We start from the raw sequence: 17405 nt of genomic DNA on the forward strand, positions 1-17405 counted from the left end.
TGCATCAGCAGCAGAGAAGTGAGATTATGTCGCAGCTTCTCGTCGTCGTCAACAGTTTTTTTCGCTCTTTTCGTTCGCCGCCGTAGCGACTCACAAGCTCCAAAACCACTAACCACCGGGCTTTGCAGCCCGTAGCTTCAACCTCGTCGCTGCTTTCGCTGCGTCGCTGTCGTTGCGAGAGACGAGATATTAATGACCTTCTCGAAGACACGCAAGCAATTTGTGAAACTATTTTGAAGACCGCGCATTTTCCTTCGATTCGATGGCGTAGCGCCGCAGGTCTTCTCTATATATAGAGCGCACAAAGACAGGCCGTCTTGCGACGGCCTGTCCGACTTCCACTACATGATTGCGCTCACGTCACCGCATCAGGTTCTTCCGCTCCGTCGGCGTCAGCGCCTGCAACTGTGACTCGGAGAGATTCATCTGGCCCACGACCTGCACGGGGGACGTCGGGTCGTAGCGGAACATCGGGCCATTGTCGGCGCGCGGTTTGCCAGTGCTATCCGTCTGTGCACCTGCATCCAGCATCCGAACACTGAAGATCGACGACTGGTTCTGACGCGCCGACGCCCGATCGCGCGCCACCGCCTCTTGCGCCGCAGACGCCGCCTGCGCTGCCGTCGCACTCGCATTCGTCAGCGCGCCCACGTTGACGGCAGCCACCGTTGGCACGCCCACCGACTTGCCCTGCACCTGGATGTTCTCGGCATTCACCACGCGCAGCGCCGCCACGTTGACGTTACCCGAGACGCGAATCCCCGCTTCCCCTGCATCCACCGTACCAAGCGGTGCAATCAGATCGATGTCGCCCGGCGGAATCTCCGGAATCGGGTTGAGCGTCGCGATACCGGCCCCGGTGTTCGGCGTGGTCGGCGAGAGCGAGACGATGCCCATCCCGTCATACACGCGACGCTGCGGTGTATAGACCACCGTCGACTTTGATCCGCGACCCGCGTTGATGTCACCCTGCGCCGACCAGGCCAGAACGTTGCCGCCGAACGTCGTGAAGATACGGCTCTGTCCGAGCAGGATGCTATCGAACGAGTACAGATCGACGTTCCCCCTGCCCTGCGTCAGAATCCCCGAGCCCTCATCCGGGACGAAACCGCCGTCGACCCCGACGAGGGTCCGTCCCCCCGGCGCAACGATACTGACGCCGCCGCCGAAGTCGGTGTGGATGCCAGCATCCTGCACTTCGTAATGCGGCACCCCGACCGATGGACTGCCTCGCGCGATCCACTGCGCCTGCGTCAGATACTTCACGCCTGCCTGCGGCCTCGTCGTCGATACGCGATATGCGTTATCCAGGAAGTACTGCGCGCTGCTGTACATCGTCAGGCTGCCGTCGTACTTACGCGCGGCACCATTTTCGTCGACGGACGGGAACAACGTCGCGATGGCCTCACGTCCACGCAGATAGCTGCCGGCACGCGGGCCCGTCGCATCATTGTATTCACGCCCGGAAGCCCGCAGTTCCGCAAAGTAGACGTCACGCAAATAAGCGCGCTGCTGCTCGGCCGGCAGTGCATCGAAGAACTGACGCGCGTCCATCGCTCCTGCATCGAAGTGCACCCCGGTAGCGTTGCGCTTCGTCGCATCGCCGAAGCGCGTGGTCAGCCAGTTCACCAGATAGCGCTGACTCTGCTGCGCATACTCGTTGCGAAGGTCCCGTTTCGCGGCGCCGCCAGCGTTCCCTGCTGCGGCACTCGCACGATCCAGATCGGCCTGCTTGCTCGCAAGGAATGCCTCGGCACCGCTCACGTCCCCGGAGTATCCGAACTCCTGCGCGAGCCATCCGGACAGCGTCAGCGCACCGCCATAAACGACCACCGCCTTGCCCGGCTGATCCGCGAGCGGACGTCCCGCATCCGCCAGATTGCCCTTGTCGAGATACCGCGCCGCGAACGCCTTGAAGTCCACCCCATCGAGTCCCTTCGGGCCGACGCCCACCGCCACCGCAATCCCCGCACCATTGCTCCGGTCGCCCGCCGTCACATTGGCGAGCGCGCCGAGGCTGCGCAGCTCCGCCTTGTCGCCCATGAAAACGTCGCGCCCGGCCGTCACCTCCAGCAACCCCGGCCCGGCGATGTAGAACGTGCTGTAACGGATATCGCGTCCGGCCGAGACGACCGAGACGTCGTCTGCCGAGTTGTGCACGATCAGATTGCCGCGTGTCGTGGCACTGCCCAGAACCCGATCCGGCCGCCCCGGATTGCTCGGATCGCGGAAGTCGGGCGTCGTCTTCCATCCTGACAGATCAGCATTCGTGCTAAGGAAAGTGCCCAGCGGCGTGCCTGAGTTGACGATATCGCGTCCCGCACGAATGGCGACTGCGCCGTTGCCCTCATACCAGGTGGCCTCCGTACCCGGCTGCGGCAATACCGTGCCCCGATAGTCGATGCTCCCGGTGTGCAACCCGACGATATCGCCCGTCACGGCATAGAAACGCGCGGGCGCCATGCCGGAGAAGTCGTAGCCGGAAACCGTGGCCGGCGTCAGACTGAACAGGGGGAAGCGCGTCGCGCTGTCAATGCCGTAGCTGAACAGGATGGAAGGTGCCAGCGCGTCCTGTCGCACATTGGTCAGATAGGCGCGGTTGACGAACGCCGTCGACGCGATGCCCCCGGCGAACGCCGGATTCTGCGCTGTCGGCAAGGCCGTCGGGGTCGCCGCCGACCGGCTGATCGGATAGCCGCCGCCGTACAACGAACCGCCTGCGATCAGTTCGAGCGCCCCGCCGTCGCCCGCGACCTTGAACAACGAACTGACGGGTTCCGGCGCGAGCAATGCCGGGGTCGTGCCGATGGTCGGCTGCTGAGATTCATCCAGGAGGTAAGTCGCCGCATAGCCGTTGTAGATGCTGCCATTCGCCGCGACTGCCCGCAGTGTTGCGGGCAACACGAAGCGACCGTCCGTCGCCCCATAGTTGGCGGTGAGACGATTGGCGTCTGCAATCGCCGTGATCGGCACCAGATGACCGCCGGCACTGAACAGATCGATGGCCGTCGACGGCGTCCACAGCGTGAACCAGCTGAACCCTTCGCCGCCGTAGTTCACCCCGTTCGCCGAGAACGGCGTGCCGTTCGTACGTTGCTGCATGCGCGTGGCGTCGCCATACCCGCCGATGACCAGATCGCCCCGCGTGTCGATGCGCGCGGTCGAGTCGCCGAGCACCAGCGTCGGGCCGCCCGTGCCGATGCCGCGCCCTGCCGTGAACGCATCGCGTGCCCGGGATTCGCGGATGTCCGTGCCGCCGTAGACGGCATCGAATCCCCCCAATGCGCCGGCTTCGACACGCGTCGCCCCTCGCAGATTGGTGAACGAGCCGTACAGCCCGAGGTTGTCGTTGCGCCAGATCGACAGATCGGTGACCTCGGAGTTGGCCTGCGTCACAGCACGCACCTCGCGCACCGGATTCAATCCGCCGCCAATGCGAACGTCCAGATCGCCACCGCCGGTGAGTACGATCTGCGCGCCGTCGGCAGACACGCGTCCGGTGCTCGCGACGGCGACGTTGAGCCCTTCGCTGCGCGCGACGTAGTAGTGCGGATCGAGATAGCCCGCCCCCATGCGTGACTCCAGCAACCCGGCGTTGCCGCCCGCCTCGACGACCAGATTGCCGCCACCGAGCGTGCCCAGTCCCGTGAAGCCCAGCAAGTACGGCGCGTTATCGAGATATGAGCCACCGCTGTCGCGCCCCGGCGTGTAGGTGCCGAAGTTGATCCACCATGACGTCGGCACGCCGCCTTGCGCGATCGCGGAGCCAGAGCCCTGACGCCACAGCCAGTTACCCACGTTGGACGATTCGATGAGCTGACGCGGCGTCCCAAAGCTGCTGTCACGGACAAAATTCCCGCGCGATCCCGTCGCGTCACCGCGAATATCGCCTTGCGCACGCACGAGCAGATTGCCCCCATGCTCGGGGTACCACGCCGAATACAGGCTCTGTGCCTGCCCGTCGACGTACTTCTCGAAGTCACCGCCGCCCGTCCCCAGCACGGCGGCGCCCTTCACTTTGGAACGTGCGAGGTTGTAAGCCCCGGTCACATCCTTCGCCTGCGTGCCCGCCGTGTAGACGCCATACAGCGAATTCATCGTGAAGTTACCGCCGGCGAGCATGTCCAGATCGCCTGTGCCGGTGCGCACAACGCTGAAGAGCGGCTCGCGCGCCGGAATCGCCCCCGTCGCAATGACCGGCGGCGTGCCCGCCACAACCGTCTGCACGACATCGCCGATGGAATTCCAGAAATCGATCATCTCCGGCGTGAGGTCGTAAGCCCTGAGTTCCTCCTCGGTGATGATCGCTCCCGGCGTCGCACCGAAGTAGTCGGCGCCCGCCGGGCCCCAACGGTACACGCTGGGCGTGCCGGTGCCGGGCACCTGATACTGCCCGATGGACATGCCGTAGTGCGTATCGGCGAGCACCAGATGGCCGTCCTTCGCGAACGGACGCAGCGCACGCGGGTCGGCCGCCGACGTGTCGGCCCCGGCGACCAGGCGCATCGACCACGACGCCGAGCCGGGCTGAAGCATCGGTGCGATGGCGAAGTTCTGGCCCTGATTGCCGTCGGCATCGGCCGGTCGCACGTTGATGAACTTCGCGCCGCTTGGGAGCCTGACGTCCGTCTCTGCCGGGATGATCGCGCCCTTCTTCAGGGCCACGTCGCCCGCCAGCACGAGACTGACCGGCATCACGGCGCCCGCAGGCCATGTCATCGGTCCGACAAACGCCTGCGTGGGCAGGATCACGCCCGGGTCGAGCTGCATGGCCCCGATCACCGTGAGCGGCGACGACAACACCGTTCCCGCCGCATGGACGACATTGCCCGACGCATCGCGCACCGCGCCGCCGAGCACCGTCCCTGCCGGGAACGTGACGTTGTCCGTGAGCGTGACGCGCGTCGGCAGCCGCACCCCGGCCGGCAACGATGCGCCGTTCACCTGCACGTCGTAGTTCAGCTTGCGCTCTGCCGGGAACGACGTACCGGCCACCAGCGTGACCAGCCCGCCGGTCGGCACCACGGCGTCACCGCCCCACGCCGCCTTACCGCTGGTGAGTACCCAGCCCTTCGTATCGGGGCTCGACGTCAGCTTGCTGGTATCGAAGCCATCCGTCACGCTGCCGTACACATGGAGGTTGCCGCCCGCGCGAATCGTGAGCGCACCCGCTTCGCCGCTGCCGTACACGCCAGTCATCTGCGTGTGCGGGTTCAGGCTGACGTAGCGATAACGCGACATGTCGATATCGCCATCGATATGCAGATCGCCGTCGGGCGTGGCGCTGACGATCTCGACACCCGGGCGTAGATGGAACGCATCCGTGTATCGACGCAGACCGGCCAGACGCGTGAGCAAAGCGCCGTTGGCGAGCGCGTTCGTCATGAACGTCGTGCTCTGATCGTGGAGCCTGTCGAGATAGCCCTGATTGATGACCTGATACCCGCGCCCGTCGACCGACGTATCCGTTCCCGGCGCCGCGTTCGGGTCGCGATACATGCCATTGACGGTGATCGAACGCGCGCCGTCGATCACGACACGCCCCCCTGCGTCGATGGCGATATCGTTGCCCGTCGCCCCGCCCAAACGCGCGGCGCTGATCTCCACCGTCCCCACGTTTAACGGGGTGCCATCCGTACCGGCACGCACGTCGAAACGCGCGCCGTCGGCGAGCACCACGCGCCCCTGATTCCCGTTGATCTCAATGACCGCGCGGTTCGACGCCTCGATCGGCTGGCCATAGCTGTCGAGCCGCAGCGTCGTGCTGTGCGCGTCGAGTTGCGCATTGCCGCCGATGGTCACACCGTCGCGGGCCGACAGGCGAATCGTACCCGCCTGCTTGCCGCTCGCGTCGACCTTGCCGACCACCTCCAGACGCCCGCCGTCCACCGACAGCGATATCTCCCGTGCCCGGATCTCGTCGCCCACGACAAGATCGCCCTGCTTCGTCTGGAAGTTGCGGCTGCCGAACACGCCGCCATCGTTCAAACGCGTATTGAGCCCGCCGAAATCGTCGATACGCTGCGCCCGCACGTCGAGTCCGCCTGCCGCGAAGGGGACGTTCGTGCCGCCCGCGTCATACTCGCCGCTCGCGCTCCCGAGCACCTTGCCCGCGAGCGACACGACACCGCCCGTCGGCCCGACAGCCGCGACCGTGAGCTTGCCCGCGCGGTTGAACTGCGCCGACAGGTCGATGCGCGAGCCCGCCGCCTGATGCACGTTGCCGTTCGCGCTGGAGACGATGACGTCGCCGCCCCAGCCGTACTTGCTGGCATCGAAGAAATCGAGCTTGCGTCCGGCCAGATCCAGTTGCGCCCCGTCGCCCAGCGAAACGTCGCCCAGTGCGGACACGCTCAGGCGTCCGCTCGGCAGCACGACATTCGTATTCACCTGAGCCGTGCCGCCCGCCGTGAGCGCGACTTCCGCGCCCAGCGCCGAGACGAGCAGACCGTTGTCGAGCACTGGCTTCGCGCGCCCGCTCGCATTGGCAACCGTAATGTTTCCGCCCGCATTGAAGCGGCTCACCGAACCGGCTTCGCCCGTGAGCATCGGCGTATCGACCACGACATCGCCGCCGCTGTAGTCGTAATCCTGCTTCGTGTCGTTCCACACGCCCCGCGAGCGATAGACGGACAGGCTGCCCCGCTGATTGGCCGTCACGCGTTCGCTCGCGTTGAGTTCGACCGTCGAAAAGCCGACCGCCAGACGGTTCATTGCGTTGTTGACGTCGCGCTGCGTGCCCGGCCCGTAGCCCAGCTCGATTGCTTTCGCGTCGACGATCAGACGGCCATTGCCGGTGCCCGCGCCGCCCGCCACGATCGCGCCCGCGGGTGACTTCGCGCCACTCCATACCAGCCGGTTCGTGCGGATGCGCGCGACGGCATCGCTCGCTCCGAAGCCATAGATCGCCGGTGTCCCGAGCACGAGCGTGTCGATGCCCGACTTGCCGGTTGCCGCGTCGATAGTCGAGAGCGATACCGAATCGTAGAAGTTGATCGAGTCACGGGCAATGAGCGACAGACTCTCGAGCGCAGGCGCGCCGGACACCGTATCGCCACGCAGCAGACGCGAGAGCACCGACTGGTTGAGCGTCAGCCCTTCGGGAAGACGCCCGCTGGCTGCGAGGGACGAGAGCGAGGCCTGCTCGCCGACGTTCACACGACCAACCGACAGCGACAACTGACGCGTGCCGTAGCGCACGGCATCGGTGATCGTGAACCGCTTGTCCGTCGCCACCGCAATCGAGCCTTCCGACAGCAGCAGCGCGTCGCCTGCGCACGTCGCGCCTGCCGCACAGACGCCCAGATCGATGAAGCCCGCCCCGTTCCACGAATCGCCCGGTGTCGGTGCGAGCAGCGCGATCCGTCCGTTCGATACCGCGAGCACCCCCGCCTTGCCCGGCGAATACGTGTAGCCCGTGGTGGCATCCCACATCTGCATGCCGTAACCGAGCGTGTTGATCCCGCTGCCCTGCTCGATGGTGATGCCGGACGTGCTCTGCTTCGTGACGATGAAGACCTCGCCCGCGCGCAAGATCGCGCCGTCGCGCAGCGTCACCGAATAGACGGCGCCGCGACCGGTGCGGTCGAGATACGCGGTCGTCGCCGCGAGCGCGCCTTGTCCGTCGGCACTAACTTCCGGCAACCCTCCGATCCCCATGCGGGCCACGCCAATCTTGTTGATTTCATCGGCATACAGCGATACGAGCAGTGGGTCACCCTTCGTCGGGGTGCCGCCTGCGCCGAGAATCTCGAACTTCCCGCTGAATGGCGAACTCACCATCAGGCTCGCACCATAACCGTCCTTGCCCGGCGCGACGTTCGCACGCCCGTCGAAACGCAACGACGGCAGGCCGTCGACCTTACCGATGTAGTTGTCACCGAGGAAGTAGAGATCGAGACGTTTGGCATCGGCCTCGATCAGCGAGCGCGGCACACCGTCGCGGGCCGCCCCGGCTCGGGCAAAGTCCGCGTAGCTCATCTCGTTGTATTGCGAGTACGAACGCAACACGTCGCCCGACGTAAGGACGGCTTGCGTCGGCGAGACGTTACGAATGCCCGTATGGTTCACGCTCAGTTGCGCAGGCAACGTCAGCGAGCCATTACGCATGGCGAGCGGCGCCATACCGGCTTGCGACGTGGCGTCAGTCTGCAATTCGACGCGATACGCGCCGGGCAGCAACGCAAACGACGACGGCAACAGCGTGTAAGTGCCCGCAGGCAGTCCCGGTACGCCATCTCCGATGGTGATCTGCTGTCCGATCATCGGTGCGAGCGCGCCAGTGTCCTTGACGACCGGCGCATAAGCTTGCTGCGTCCCCGGCAGGATCGCGTAGACGGGGTTGGTCGACAGCGACGGCAGACGGAAGCTCGCCTTGTTGCCCGACTGCACGACCTGCATGAGCGGCGACAACCGCGCGTCGACCGAGCCGCCTCGACCGGTCAGGAAAGCCGCGCCGCGAATCTCACCGCCGCCCGACAGGTCGACGACGGCACCTTCGTCCACGCCCAGCGAGTGCGTGTAGACGGAGATGGACGGCCCCGCGCCGGCGAGCGCGAACTTCGCATCGACGCCGTCGTAGAGATAGCTCAGGCCGTCGAGCGAACCGCCGTACGGTATCGTCAGGCCCGCCGCGCTCACGGACGTCACGCTGCCTGGGAGCAGGTGCAGATAACTGTTGACCAGAAGGTTGCCCATCTCGCCGAACGTGATGAAGCCCATCGGGGCGCGCACCACCCCGCCTTGCCGGATGGTGGGCGCGTTGAGCGTGAGATTGCCGAACACCGAATACGGCTGCGACGGCAACGTGTCGCCCACGCGTTCGATAGTCAGGGTACGCGCCGGGTCCAGCCGCGTTTCGTTCGCGTTCCACTGATTGACGTAGGTCCGCTGCCCCACGACGATCTTCGCCGTGGCATCCGACACCGGATAGAGCTGCGCCGATGCCAGCTTGAGATTGCCCGGCACATACACTTCGGTCTTGTCGAGCAGACGCAGGTCGCCGGTGCTGCGCAACGTCACGTCGCCAAATGCTGCACGACGGTATTCGGTCTGCCCGCCGTCGCCCATCACAATGCTCCCGGCGGTCCCGAACTGCATAGGCCCGGCGAGATCGATGAGCGAAGCATTGACGTCGAACGTCGCGTCGTCGTCAGGCAACGGCGCTCCCAACACACCACTGCCCACGGCGTTCTTCGACCCCTTCACCGGGTTCGGCATGAGGAAGCCCTCGCCCTGCGCGCGTGATGCACCGGCGAGTAGCACATACGGGGCCGAGAGCTTGACAACGCTGCCACGCGCGTTCGCCGCCTGACCGAACGAACTCGCCGTCAGGCGCAGGCTCTGCCCCATCGACAGATCGACGTTACCGTCGAAGTCGATCATGCCATTGGCGAGCAGCGACAGATTGTCGAAGCCGCCCGCCGCAACGCGATCGACGCCGATTCTCGCGTTGCCCATCGTCAGTCCGCCGCCCGTCGCTCCGGCACGCAGCGAGTCCGCCAGAACGCTGGCGCCCTGCTGCTGCGCGATGATCATCTCGCGCGCGACCCGCACGGCATCTTCCACGTTGGTGCCGGCGAGCGTCGCCCGGTCGACCGGGCCGTAGTTGAGCGCTTCGAGCACCACGTTCAGCGTGCCACCGGCGGCCCCCGCGCCGCCCGCAGCGGCTTTCATGTCGCCGTCGAGGTAGAGACCGCGTGCCGACGCCAGCGAGATGACGCCGCCGTTGCTCGTCACCCGCGTGCGGGCCTGCCCCGGTACATCGATATCTGCCGCCGTACCCGAGGCATCGAGCCTTGCACCGGGGCGCACGATCACGAACGCGTCCGCCGCATCGACCTTCGTCGCGCCGGCCACGTACTTCGCACCGATCTGAATCGTGCCACCCGCCGCGACCTTGCCCGTGAGCGCGCCCGACGCACTCTGGGCCGTGAACGGTTGTGCCGACACATCGATGAACGCAGTGCCACCCAGCCAGATCGAGCGCGCATTGAACACGCCGTCCGGCAGATCCGCGTTACTGCCTGTGCCGAACGTGCCGGGTAACAGGCTCACGACGCCTGACGGCGCACGGAGGCCGCCGAGCACCGTGATCTGATCGTTCCCGGTGATGGTGATGCTGCGCCCCGGGTCGACGGCAACCACCGCCCCCTCGCCCACGCGCACCTGAGCGCGCTTGTACGCCGTTCCCGCATTGATGACGAGGTCCGCACCGCCGCGCTGACTGATCGTGCCCTTGACGGCATCGCTCTGCCACACCGGCGGCAGATACCGGCTGAGAACGCGCGACGGATTGCTGCCGCTTTGCGTGTCTCGCGCGGCCAGGGCGTCCGCGTTCAGCACCGGCATGACGACGGAAAGCCGGGCGTTGTCGGCAACGGTAACCCCGAGTTGTCCGTTGACGTCATAGCGAGAGAAGCCGGTCGTGAACAGCTGTGCATCGAGCGTCGTGGGCGATGCGACCCGCACCGCTTCGGTCGTCGTCAGTCCCGCAGGCACCAGCGCCCCGCTGGCGAGCTTGACGTCGAAGGGCAATGCACGTGTGAGCGTCTGCTTGTAGTCGACCGGCGCCATCGTGCCGGCCTTGATCGTGTAGTCCTGCAACAGCACGACGTCGAACGGCAGGGTCTCGCCAGCCGCCAGCCAGCCGTCGGTCTTCAACCCGGGGCCACCGATGACGATGCCGTTGCCCGTGTCGAGCTTGAGCGTGCCGCCGCCGCTCACGCCGTAGGCGCGCAATTCGCCGTCGACATGCAATTCTCCGGAACGCTTGCCGTCGAGATCGTATTGGCTCGCGAGCAGCGATACATTGCCGCCCTTGCCGCCGCGCACCGAGCCGTTCGACATCAACGCCGCGCCCGACGACACGTCGACGACGCTGCCCGGCAGCAGACGGACGTCGCCGGAACTCGACAACACGACGTTGCCACCGTCGATGTACGGCACACCGCGCGTGCCCGATTCGCCTTCGTCGACACGACTCCACACGCCACGCGTATCGAGCGTGACGCCGTCGGCGACCTTCACGTAAGACTCACCGACCGTCGCCCCGTCGGCGATGGTCTTGTCCACCCACACGCCGCCCGCCACGCCCGTGAGCATCTGCGTCACGATGTTGCCCGCGACGATGTTGCCGCTGCGCGCCGTGACGTTGGCATCGAGATTCACCCGCGTGGCGTGCAGAGCGACGTCGCCGCCATCGGCCACGCGAAGGTCGCGGCTGACGGTCAACCGTTCGCTCGCCAGCAGCTTTACGCCACCGAAGTGCTGACGGTTGAGCCATCCCGCATCGAGTGAGATCTTGCCCGTACGGGCGGCGTCAATCGGCGCATCGAGAGCAATGCTCGCCGCGAGTGCCTGAATGTCGCCCACATCGATGCTGCGCACCACGGCCGAGGGGCTGTCGCGCAACGTCAGCGTCGTTTCGTCGTAGAACGGCGTCATGTTGCCGACGATCAACTGCGCACCGCGTGCGGCCGCCAGTTGCGACTGGAGATAGCCGTCGTAACGGGTCTTGTCGGGTGCCTGCGCCTGACGCGGTCCCTGATACACCGACGTATCGATATCGCCTTCGAGGACGGCCGATGGGCTGGCGATGATCAGGCGTCCTGCGTCGCGGCCCACGGTATAGCCGTTCTCCAGTCGTGCGCCCGGTGCGACGAACGGCGTGGCGTATGCCTCGGTCGTGTTCTTGCCCCAGCGCGCGTGCGTCACTTCAAAACCGCGATACACACCGAGATAACGCAGATCGCCCGGCGCATTGTCCGCGCGATAGAGTTGCCCGTCCGCCCCGCGCAGCCAGCTCTGACGAATCATGCCGGTCTGCACGTCGAGCGTGCCGCCAGCCAGATTGATGAGCGACCCCGCACGCGTCACCACTTCTGCGCCGCCCAGTTGCACCGTGCCGCCTTGCGCGGCCCATTCGCCCACGCCGTGCTGCGCGGTGTTGAGATAGCCGCTCACTTCGAGCAGCCCCCCGGGGGTGTACCAGCGATCCGTGGAATAGCCTTGCGTACCGGCAGGCACCCGCACCAGATAGCGACGGTCGATGAAGAGCGTCTGGTTGTTGAGCAACGCGGAATCGCGGTTGGTCGGTGCGTCGCGCTGCTCGTTGCCCTGCACGCTGATCTCGAGGTTGTTCGCCGACATCGCGACCTGCACGCCGACGGCCCCCGATACGTCGAGCTTCGCGCGTTCCATCGCGACCATGCGACGCGTTGCCGCGACGTTGATCTGCCCGCCGGTGGCGAGCGTGAGCGAGTCGCTGTCGAACAGCACGTCTGCGGAGGACACGACCTGCACGAGCGACTGGTCGCGACGGTTGTACAACCCCGCCTCCGCGACCTTCGCCGTTTCGGCAAGCAGCGCCGCGCGTTGCACGTCGAGTGCCGTATCGCCGGGTGCATCCTGCAAGATCGCGGTCACCGCGCCCTGCGCGAGCTTCACCTGTGCGTTCGCATCGCCGCTGGCCGTCAGATGAATCGTGCCGCGCGTATTGACCGACGTGCTCGACACCAGGACACCGCGCTGCTCGACGTTACGCCCGGCGAGCGTGATGTCGCCCAGTTGCGATGCGATCAGGCCGCTGTTGCTCACGCGCCCAGCGGCAGAACCGGCGACGAAACGCGGCTCGATCTCGTTGCCGCGCGTGCTGGAATTCGGATTGCCGTCGGTACCCATGCCGCGACGAATGACGAACGCATCGCCCCCGGCGATCACGGTCTGTCCCGACGGCGTGGCGATCGTCCCACGGTTGTGTGCCTCGCGACCGAGCAGCAACACGTAACCGCCGCCTTCGGTCACCGATTGCGGTTTTCGCGTGTTGATGCGCGCCCCGGCATCGACCACGACATCGGCCGTCGCCGCGCCATGGGTGATCGTCGAACCACTCACGCTGAGATCGTTTGCAAACGTGGGTACCGTCGCGCCGGATACCGCCGTGCCGTAAAGCCCGCGATTGAACTGGTCGTTCGTCATGCCGACGGCGGCCGCCACGAGGTTGCGCGTATCGACCTGCGCCGTGCCCGAAAACTGAATGCCGTTGCGGTTGACGATGACGACCGTGCCATCGGCCTTGATCTGCCCCTGAATCTGGCTCGGACGCGCGCCCGGATCGTTCACGCGATTGAGCACCGCCCAACCCGGCTGCTGCACAAACTCGACCGTCGTGCGACGCCCGACGTTGAACGTCTCCCAGTTCAGAATGGCCTTCTCGCCCGTCTGTTCGATTCTGACGTTGGTGTTGCCCGCCGCGTCGCGCGACTGCGCAATGTCCTTCTTCGCGTTGATCCAGCCAGAGGTGAGACTGTGGGTGTCGACCTTGAGGCCGCCTTCGGTCAACCCGTCGGGAATCGTCTCGGTTGACGCCGCTGCCACCTGACGCGCCGCCGTCTGTGCCGCCTGCATCGCGGCAATGCCCTGCGCCGCCGTCGCGAGATTGGCGATGGAGTTCTGCAACGCCTGATTGGCGCGCTGCTGCTGTTCGCCCGGGTTTTGCAGCGACGACACGGGCATGCCGTTCGGCAGACGCCCCGTTTGCGCCGCCGTCGTCTGTGCTGCGCCGCGCGCGGCGAACCACGCGTTGCTGAATGCCTGCTGTGCGTGAGCCCCCCCGATCATGGCGCTGCTGGCGGCGAACACCGCGACCGCTTGTGCGAGCGGTCGAACCCGTAGCACAGGCAGCGCCGGCAGTACGCGCAGGCGACGCAGCGCTCGGGCACGCGTGGCGGGCATAGCGCAGGTGATGGGCGAAGAAGGAGCTACGCGCTTTCGCATGATGATTTCAATCCCGTCTGTCGTCTCGTACGGCTGCGGGACGTTGCCTCGCGACAACGCCAGCGAACAGCCTCTGGCAGTTTTCGTCCAAGCGTCTATGCATAGGACTGCATAGGGAACACTTGACGCTCTCGGGACTAAGACCCTTCCACGCGACGCAATCGGCAAGGATTTATTTGAATCTTTCGTGACACGACCGAACCGTCACGACGTGCGTTGGCCGACAACGCACTGATGGCGTCATCTGCTGGTCGACGGAAAGCAGATCAGGCCAGCAGGACGATGCCGCCCGGCAAGGTGCGAGCGGTCAGGCCGAGCGAATGCTCGATCTGGCCGAGTGCGACATCGAGTGAACGGATGGCGAAACGCCCCGTCACCGGACGTGTGGCAAGCGATTCCTTCAGAAGCACGACCTTGCCCGGACGATAGCGATTGATCTCGTCGATCACGTCGCCAAGCGGCACATCGGAGAACCGCAGATAGCCCTCGCGCCATGCGGGCATATCTCCCGCCGCGACATTCACGAGCGATTGCAGCCCATGAGCGTCGTAGACGAGTTGCTGATGCGGGCGCATCTGCACACGCCCTGCCGTGTGCACGACCTCCGCCGCGCCATCGATACAGGTAACGCAGACCTTGTCGGCCACATTGCGCACCTCCACGCGCGCCCGATGCGCGACCGTGCGGCCGGCTCCGGCGACGATCTCGAAGGGCGTCGCGGCCAGCGTCGTGTCGACGGCAGCCTCTCCCGCGAGCAGATCGATGCCCGGCATGCCGGACGCCATCCCGCTGCGCAGCGCCACACTCGTGCGCGTGTTCATTTCGACGTAGACATCGCTCGCCACCGCAACGGTGCGCTGCTCGCCGGTGCCCGTATGGAAGTCCGCACGCATGGCAACGGCGCCGGGCAACCAGCCCAACGGTGCGCCGATGACGGCAACCCCCGCCGCCGTCGCAAAGGCGCTCGCGGTACCCGCCAGCAGCCAGCGCCGGCGCGGATCGAAGCCGCGCCCGGCCTTACGTCCGGCCCTGGTCTCCGTGGCGGTGGAGGATTTGCGCTGTGGGGCAGGACACGCCGCAGTGGTCGCTGCAGTCGCCCTCGTGGCCTCTGCCGCCGCCGCCTGCTGCGCGGCCTGCGCCAGTTGTTGCCATTGACGATGGGCATTCGCCAGCGCTTGCGCATGCGCCGGATCACGACGCGCCCACTCGCGCATGGCGTCCCCCTCGGCATGCGTCATCTTTCCCGCGGCCATGCGTCGCACCCACGTCATCGCCTGACGCTCGGTCGCATCGAGACGCCGCTTCGGCGGCAACGAAGAACGGAATCGCGACATCATGGCGTCACCTCTCGCACGAGACGGAAGGTCTCACTCCATGAGACGGTTTTCGCGCATGCCATCGGCAATTCCCTGGGCCATGCCGCACTCATTCGGACCTCGGCATATGCGCCACACAGTATTCGTGCGCTCGCTTGAGTTCCAGTCCGACCAGACGCGGCGACACCCCGAAGCGGCGCGCCACGTCTTCGTTGGACATCTCGTGCACGCGCACGGCAATGAAGATCGCGCGGCGGCGTGGCGGCAGATCCGCCAGCAGTCGTTCGAGCAGCGCGATCTCGTCGCGTGCTTCGATGGTCTGCGCCGGCCCCGGCGCCGGATCGACGAACTCTGTCATGAGAGCATCGATCTCGTCGTCGCTCATATACCGGCGCTCGCGCTGCACACGATCGAACGCCATGTTCATCGCGATGCGCATCAGATACGCGCCAGGACTCTTCACGTCGCTCTGCCGGTCGGCCCGGTCGTCGAGATGGACCCAGGTGTCGTGCAACGCATCGCTGGCCAGTTCGGCCGAGCCCAGACGCCAGGTCAGCTTGCGTTTGAGATCCTCGTAACGCTGCGCGAGCAGATCGCGCAGGAAGGCGCGGGGCGTGTCGGCCATCTAGCGCTCCGTCGTCGCCTGACACGGCGACGGTGCACATGCGGATTGCGCGCAATCGTTGGCACGGGAAGGCAGGAGAAGCAGCACGAACGGTCGCGCGGTATCGGCAGGTGCCCGTCCGACGTCGAGCTCTTGCAGACGTCGCACGATGGCTGCATCGCGATGCGTGTCGCCCGTGGTATCGAGCAAACGCACACGCGCCACCCTCGCGTTCGCGCCGACCTGCACGGTCATCGCCAGACGATACGCGCCGGGCGAAAGCGAGGGGGCGGCGCAGAGCGCGCGCCACACCGCGTTTTGCAGTTGGCCATGATAGTCCGGCGCACGCGGCGCCGCGCCGGCATATGCGTCGTCGTTCGCGGCCGCGGTGCCCGACGGCGCCAGCACGAACGCGTTCTCGGCCGTCGCCTCAGCCGTCACGCCCGTGCCTTCGAGCAACGTGTCGAGCGCCTCATGCGGTAGGTGAACGCCCGACACCGCGTGCGAGCGGCGGCCTTCGACCAGCGATGACGGGTAGAAGACGGACATGCGCGTGAGCGCGTCGAAGCGGGCGAGCGCGTCCTTCAATGGCAACTCCGGGATCTCAAACGACAGCGCCGGTGGCAGGGCCGTCCGGGCAAAGGCGATCGGGCCGCACGACATGCCCGCCAACAGCCACCCCGCCAGCACGCTCGCCGTCGCACGCCATGCGATCGGGCGTGAACAGGCAGTAACGGTCATTACGAGCAATAGCGGTCATGTCGGGCGATGGGCCTTTTGCATGGCCGACGGTCGCATGGCAGCCGCCGTTCCCCCGTTAGCCCACTAATCATTTGTAAGATTTCCTGATAATTCTCGTGCCCGATTGTGACGATGCTTTGACAATGCACAGGACTGCAAAGAAAAAAGCGCCCGTAGTGCGCTCACGGGGTAGCAAGCGCACTACGGGCCAACCAGTCTTCTACTGGAGGTGATGCTGCCGCGCGGGGAGGTTCCCAGGCTCGAGAGGAATCGCGCTGTGGGGTATGGGTAACCCCGTGATGCGCCGCGCGGAGACGCTTCAGTTGAGCGTCATCGGTCCCTGCGTGTCTGCCGGCTCGGTACGGGCGAGCACGTCGTTCGGTGCGCCCGGGGTAAGCGCGTCGTCGTTCAGCGTTGCAGCGCCGGCCGGTTGCCCGGCGGCCTGCTGCGTGAAGTTGCGCAGATGCAGGAAGAACTGTCCCATCATCTCTACCCAGAGACGCATCGAGAAGCGAAGGAATTCGGGCGTAACGCCCCCCGCCACGAAAACGTCCATTTCGAGCACGAGAAACTCCCCGTGCGCAGCGACGCGTGCGAAGCGACGCGAGCGGTGCCACTCGTTGATCAGACCGTCGGGCAGATCGCCGCCCTGAATGCGCAGCGGGCAGCTCAGCGTGAGATCCAGATACTGATCGACACCGGCCTGATTGCCCCAATGCACCTGATAACCGATGCCGTGACTGGCGCTGTGCAGTCGCGTGACGAGATCGTCCTGCTGCACGGAAACGGCACAACCGGCGGCGCGAATGGCGTCGGCCACCTGCGCGGACGTCATGAAAGTGATGACCTCGGCGGCCGACGACCCGTTCGGCTGGCCCGACGTGAGCGGTGCACCAGGTTCGGCGTCGTGGTTGCCTTGTTGCATCGTGTTTTCTTCGTTCATTGCCAGTGGTCCTCAACGTCCTGAC

The 17405-nt window shown here is 66.0% G+C and carries 5 protein-coding genes; all 5 read right to left on the minus strand.

What is annotated here, in order from left to right; translation table 11 throughout:
• Positions 1 to 360: 360 nt before the first annotated feature.
• The 5 genes from PCA20602_RS24095 to PCA20602_RS24115 all read right to left on the minus strand — a co-directional run bounded on the left by PCA20602_RS24095 (position 361) and on the right by PCA20602_RS24115 (position 17380).
• A complete protein-coding gene (locus tag PCA20602_RS24095; RefSeq protein WP_150723337.1) occupies positions 361 to 13776 on the minus strand; it encodes a filamentous haemagglutinin family protein in 13416 nt (4471 codons plus the stop codon).
• Positions 13777 to 14042: 266 nt separating this feature from the next.
• Entirely contained in the window at positions 14043 to 15113 is a 1071-nt protein-coding gene (locus tag PCA20602_RS24100; RefSeq protein WP_150723338.1) for a FecR family protein, read from the minus strand.
• Between the two features lie 88 nt (positions 15114 to 15201).
• Entirely contained in the window at positions 15202 to 15717 is a 516-nt protein-coding gene (locus PCA20602_RS24105; protein WP_150723339.1) for an RNA polymerase sigma factor, read from the minus strand.
• Positions 15718 to 16437, minus strand: coding sequence for an STN domain-containing protein (locus PCA20602_RS24110; protein ID WP_150723340.1), 720 nt, complete (start codon positions 16435 to 16437; stop codon positions 15718 to 15720).
• 319 nt (positions 16438 to 16756) lie between these two features.
• Positions 16757 to 17380, minus strand: a complete 624-nt coding sequence (locus PCA20602_RS24115) for a YbjN domain-containing protein (RefSeq protein WP_150723341.1) — start codon at positions 17378 to 17380, stop codon at positions 16757 to 16759.
• Positions 17381 to 17405 lie beyond the last annotated feature (25 nt).

It is taken from the genome of Pandoraea capi, assembly GCF_902459735.1.
Classification (GTDB): domain Bacteria; phylum Pseudomonadota; class Gammaproteobacteria; order Burkholderiales; family Burkholderiaceae; genus Pandoraea; species Pandoraea capi.

Excerpts from the sequence above, each read along its gene's own strand:
- PCA20602_RS24100 (WP_150723338.1), bottom strand. The coding sequence starts at position 15,113 with ATGATGTCGCGATTCCGTTCTTCGTTGCCGCCGAAGCGGCGTCTCGAT.
- PCA20602_RS24110 (WP_150723340.1), bottom strand. The coding sequence starts at position 16,437 with ATGACCGTTACTGCCTGTTCACGCCCGATCGCATGGCGTGCGACGGCG.
- PCA20602_RS24105 (WP_150723339.1), bottom strand. The coding sequence starts at position 15,717 with ATGGCCGACACGCCCCGCGCCTTCCTGCGCGATCTGCTCGCGCAGCGT.
- PCA20602_RS24115 (WP_150723341.1), bottom strand. The coding sequence starts at position 17,380 with ATGAACGAAGAAAACACGATGCAACAAGGCAACCACGACGCCGAACCT.
- PCA20602_RS24095 (WP_150723337.1), bottom strand. The coding sequence starts at position 13,776 with ATGCGAAAGCGCGTAGCTCCTTCTTCGCCCATCACCTGCGCTATGCCC.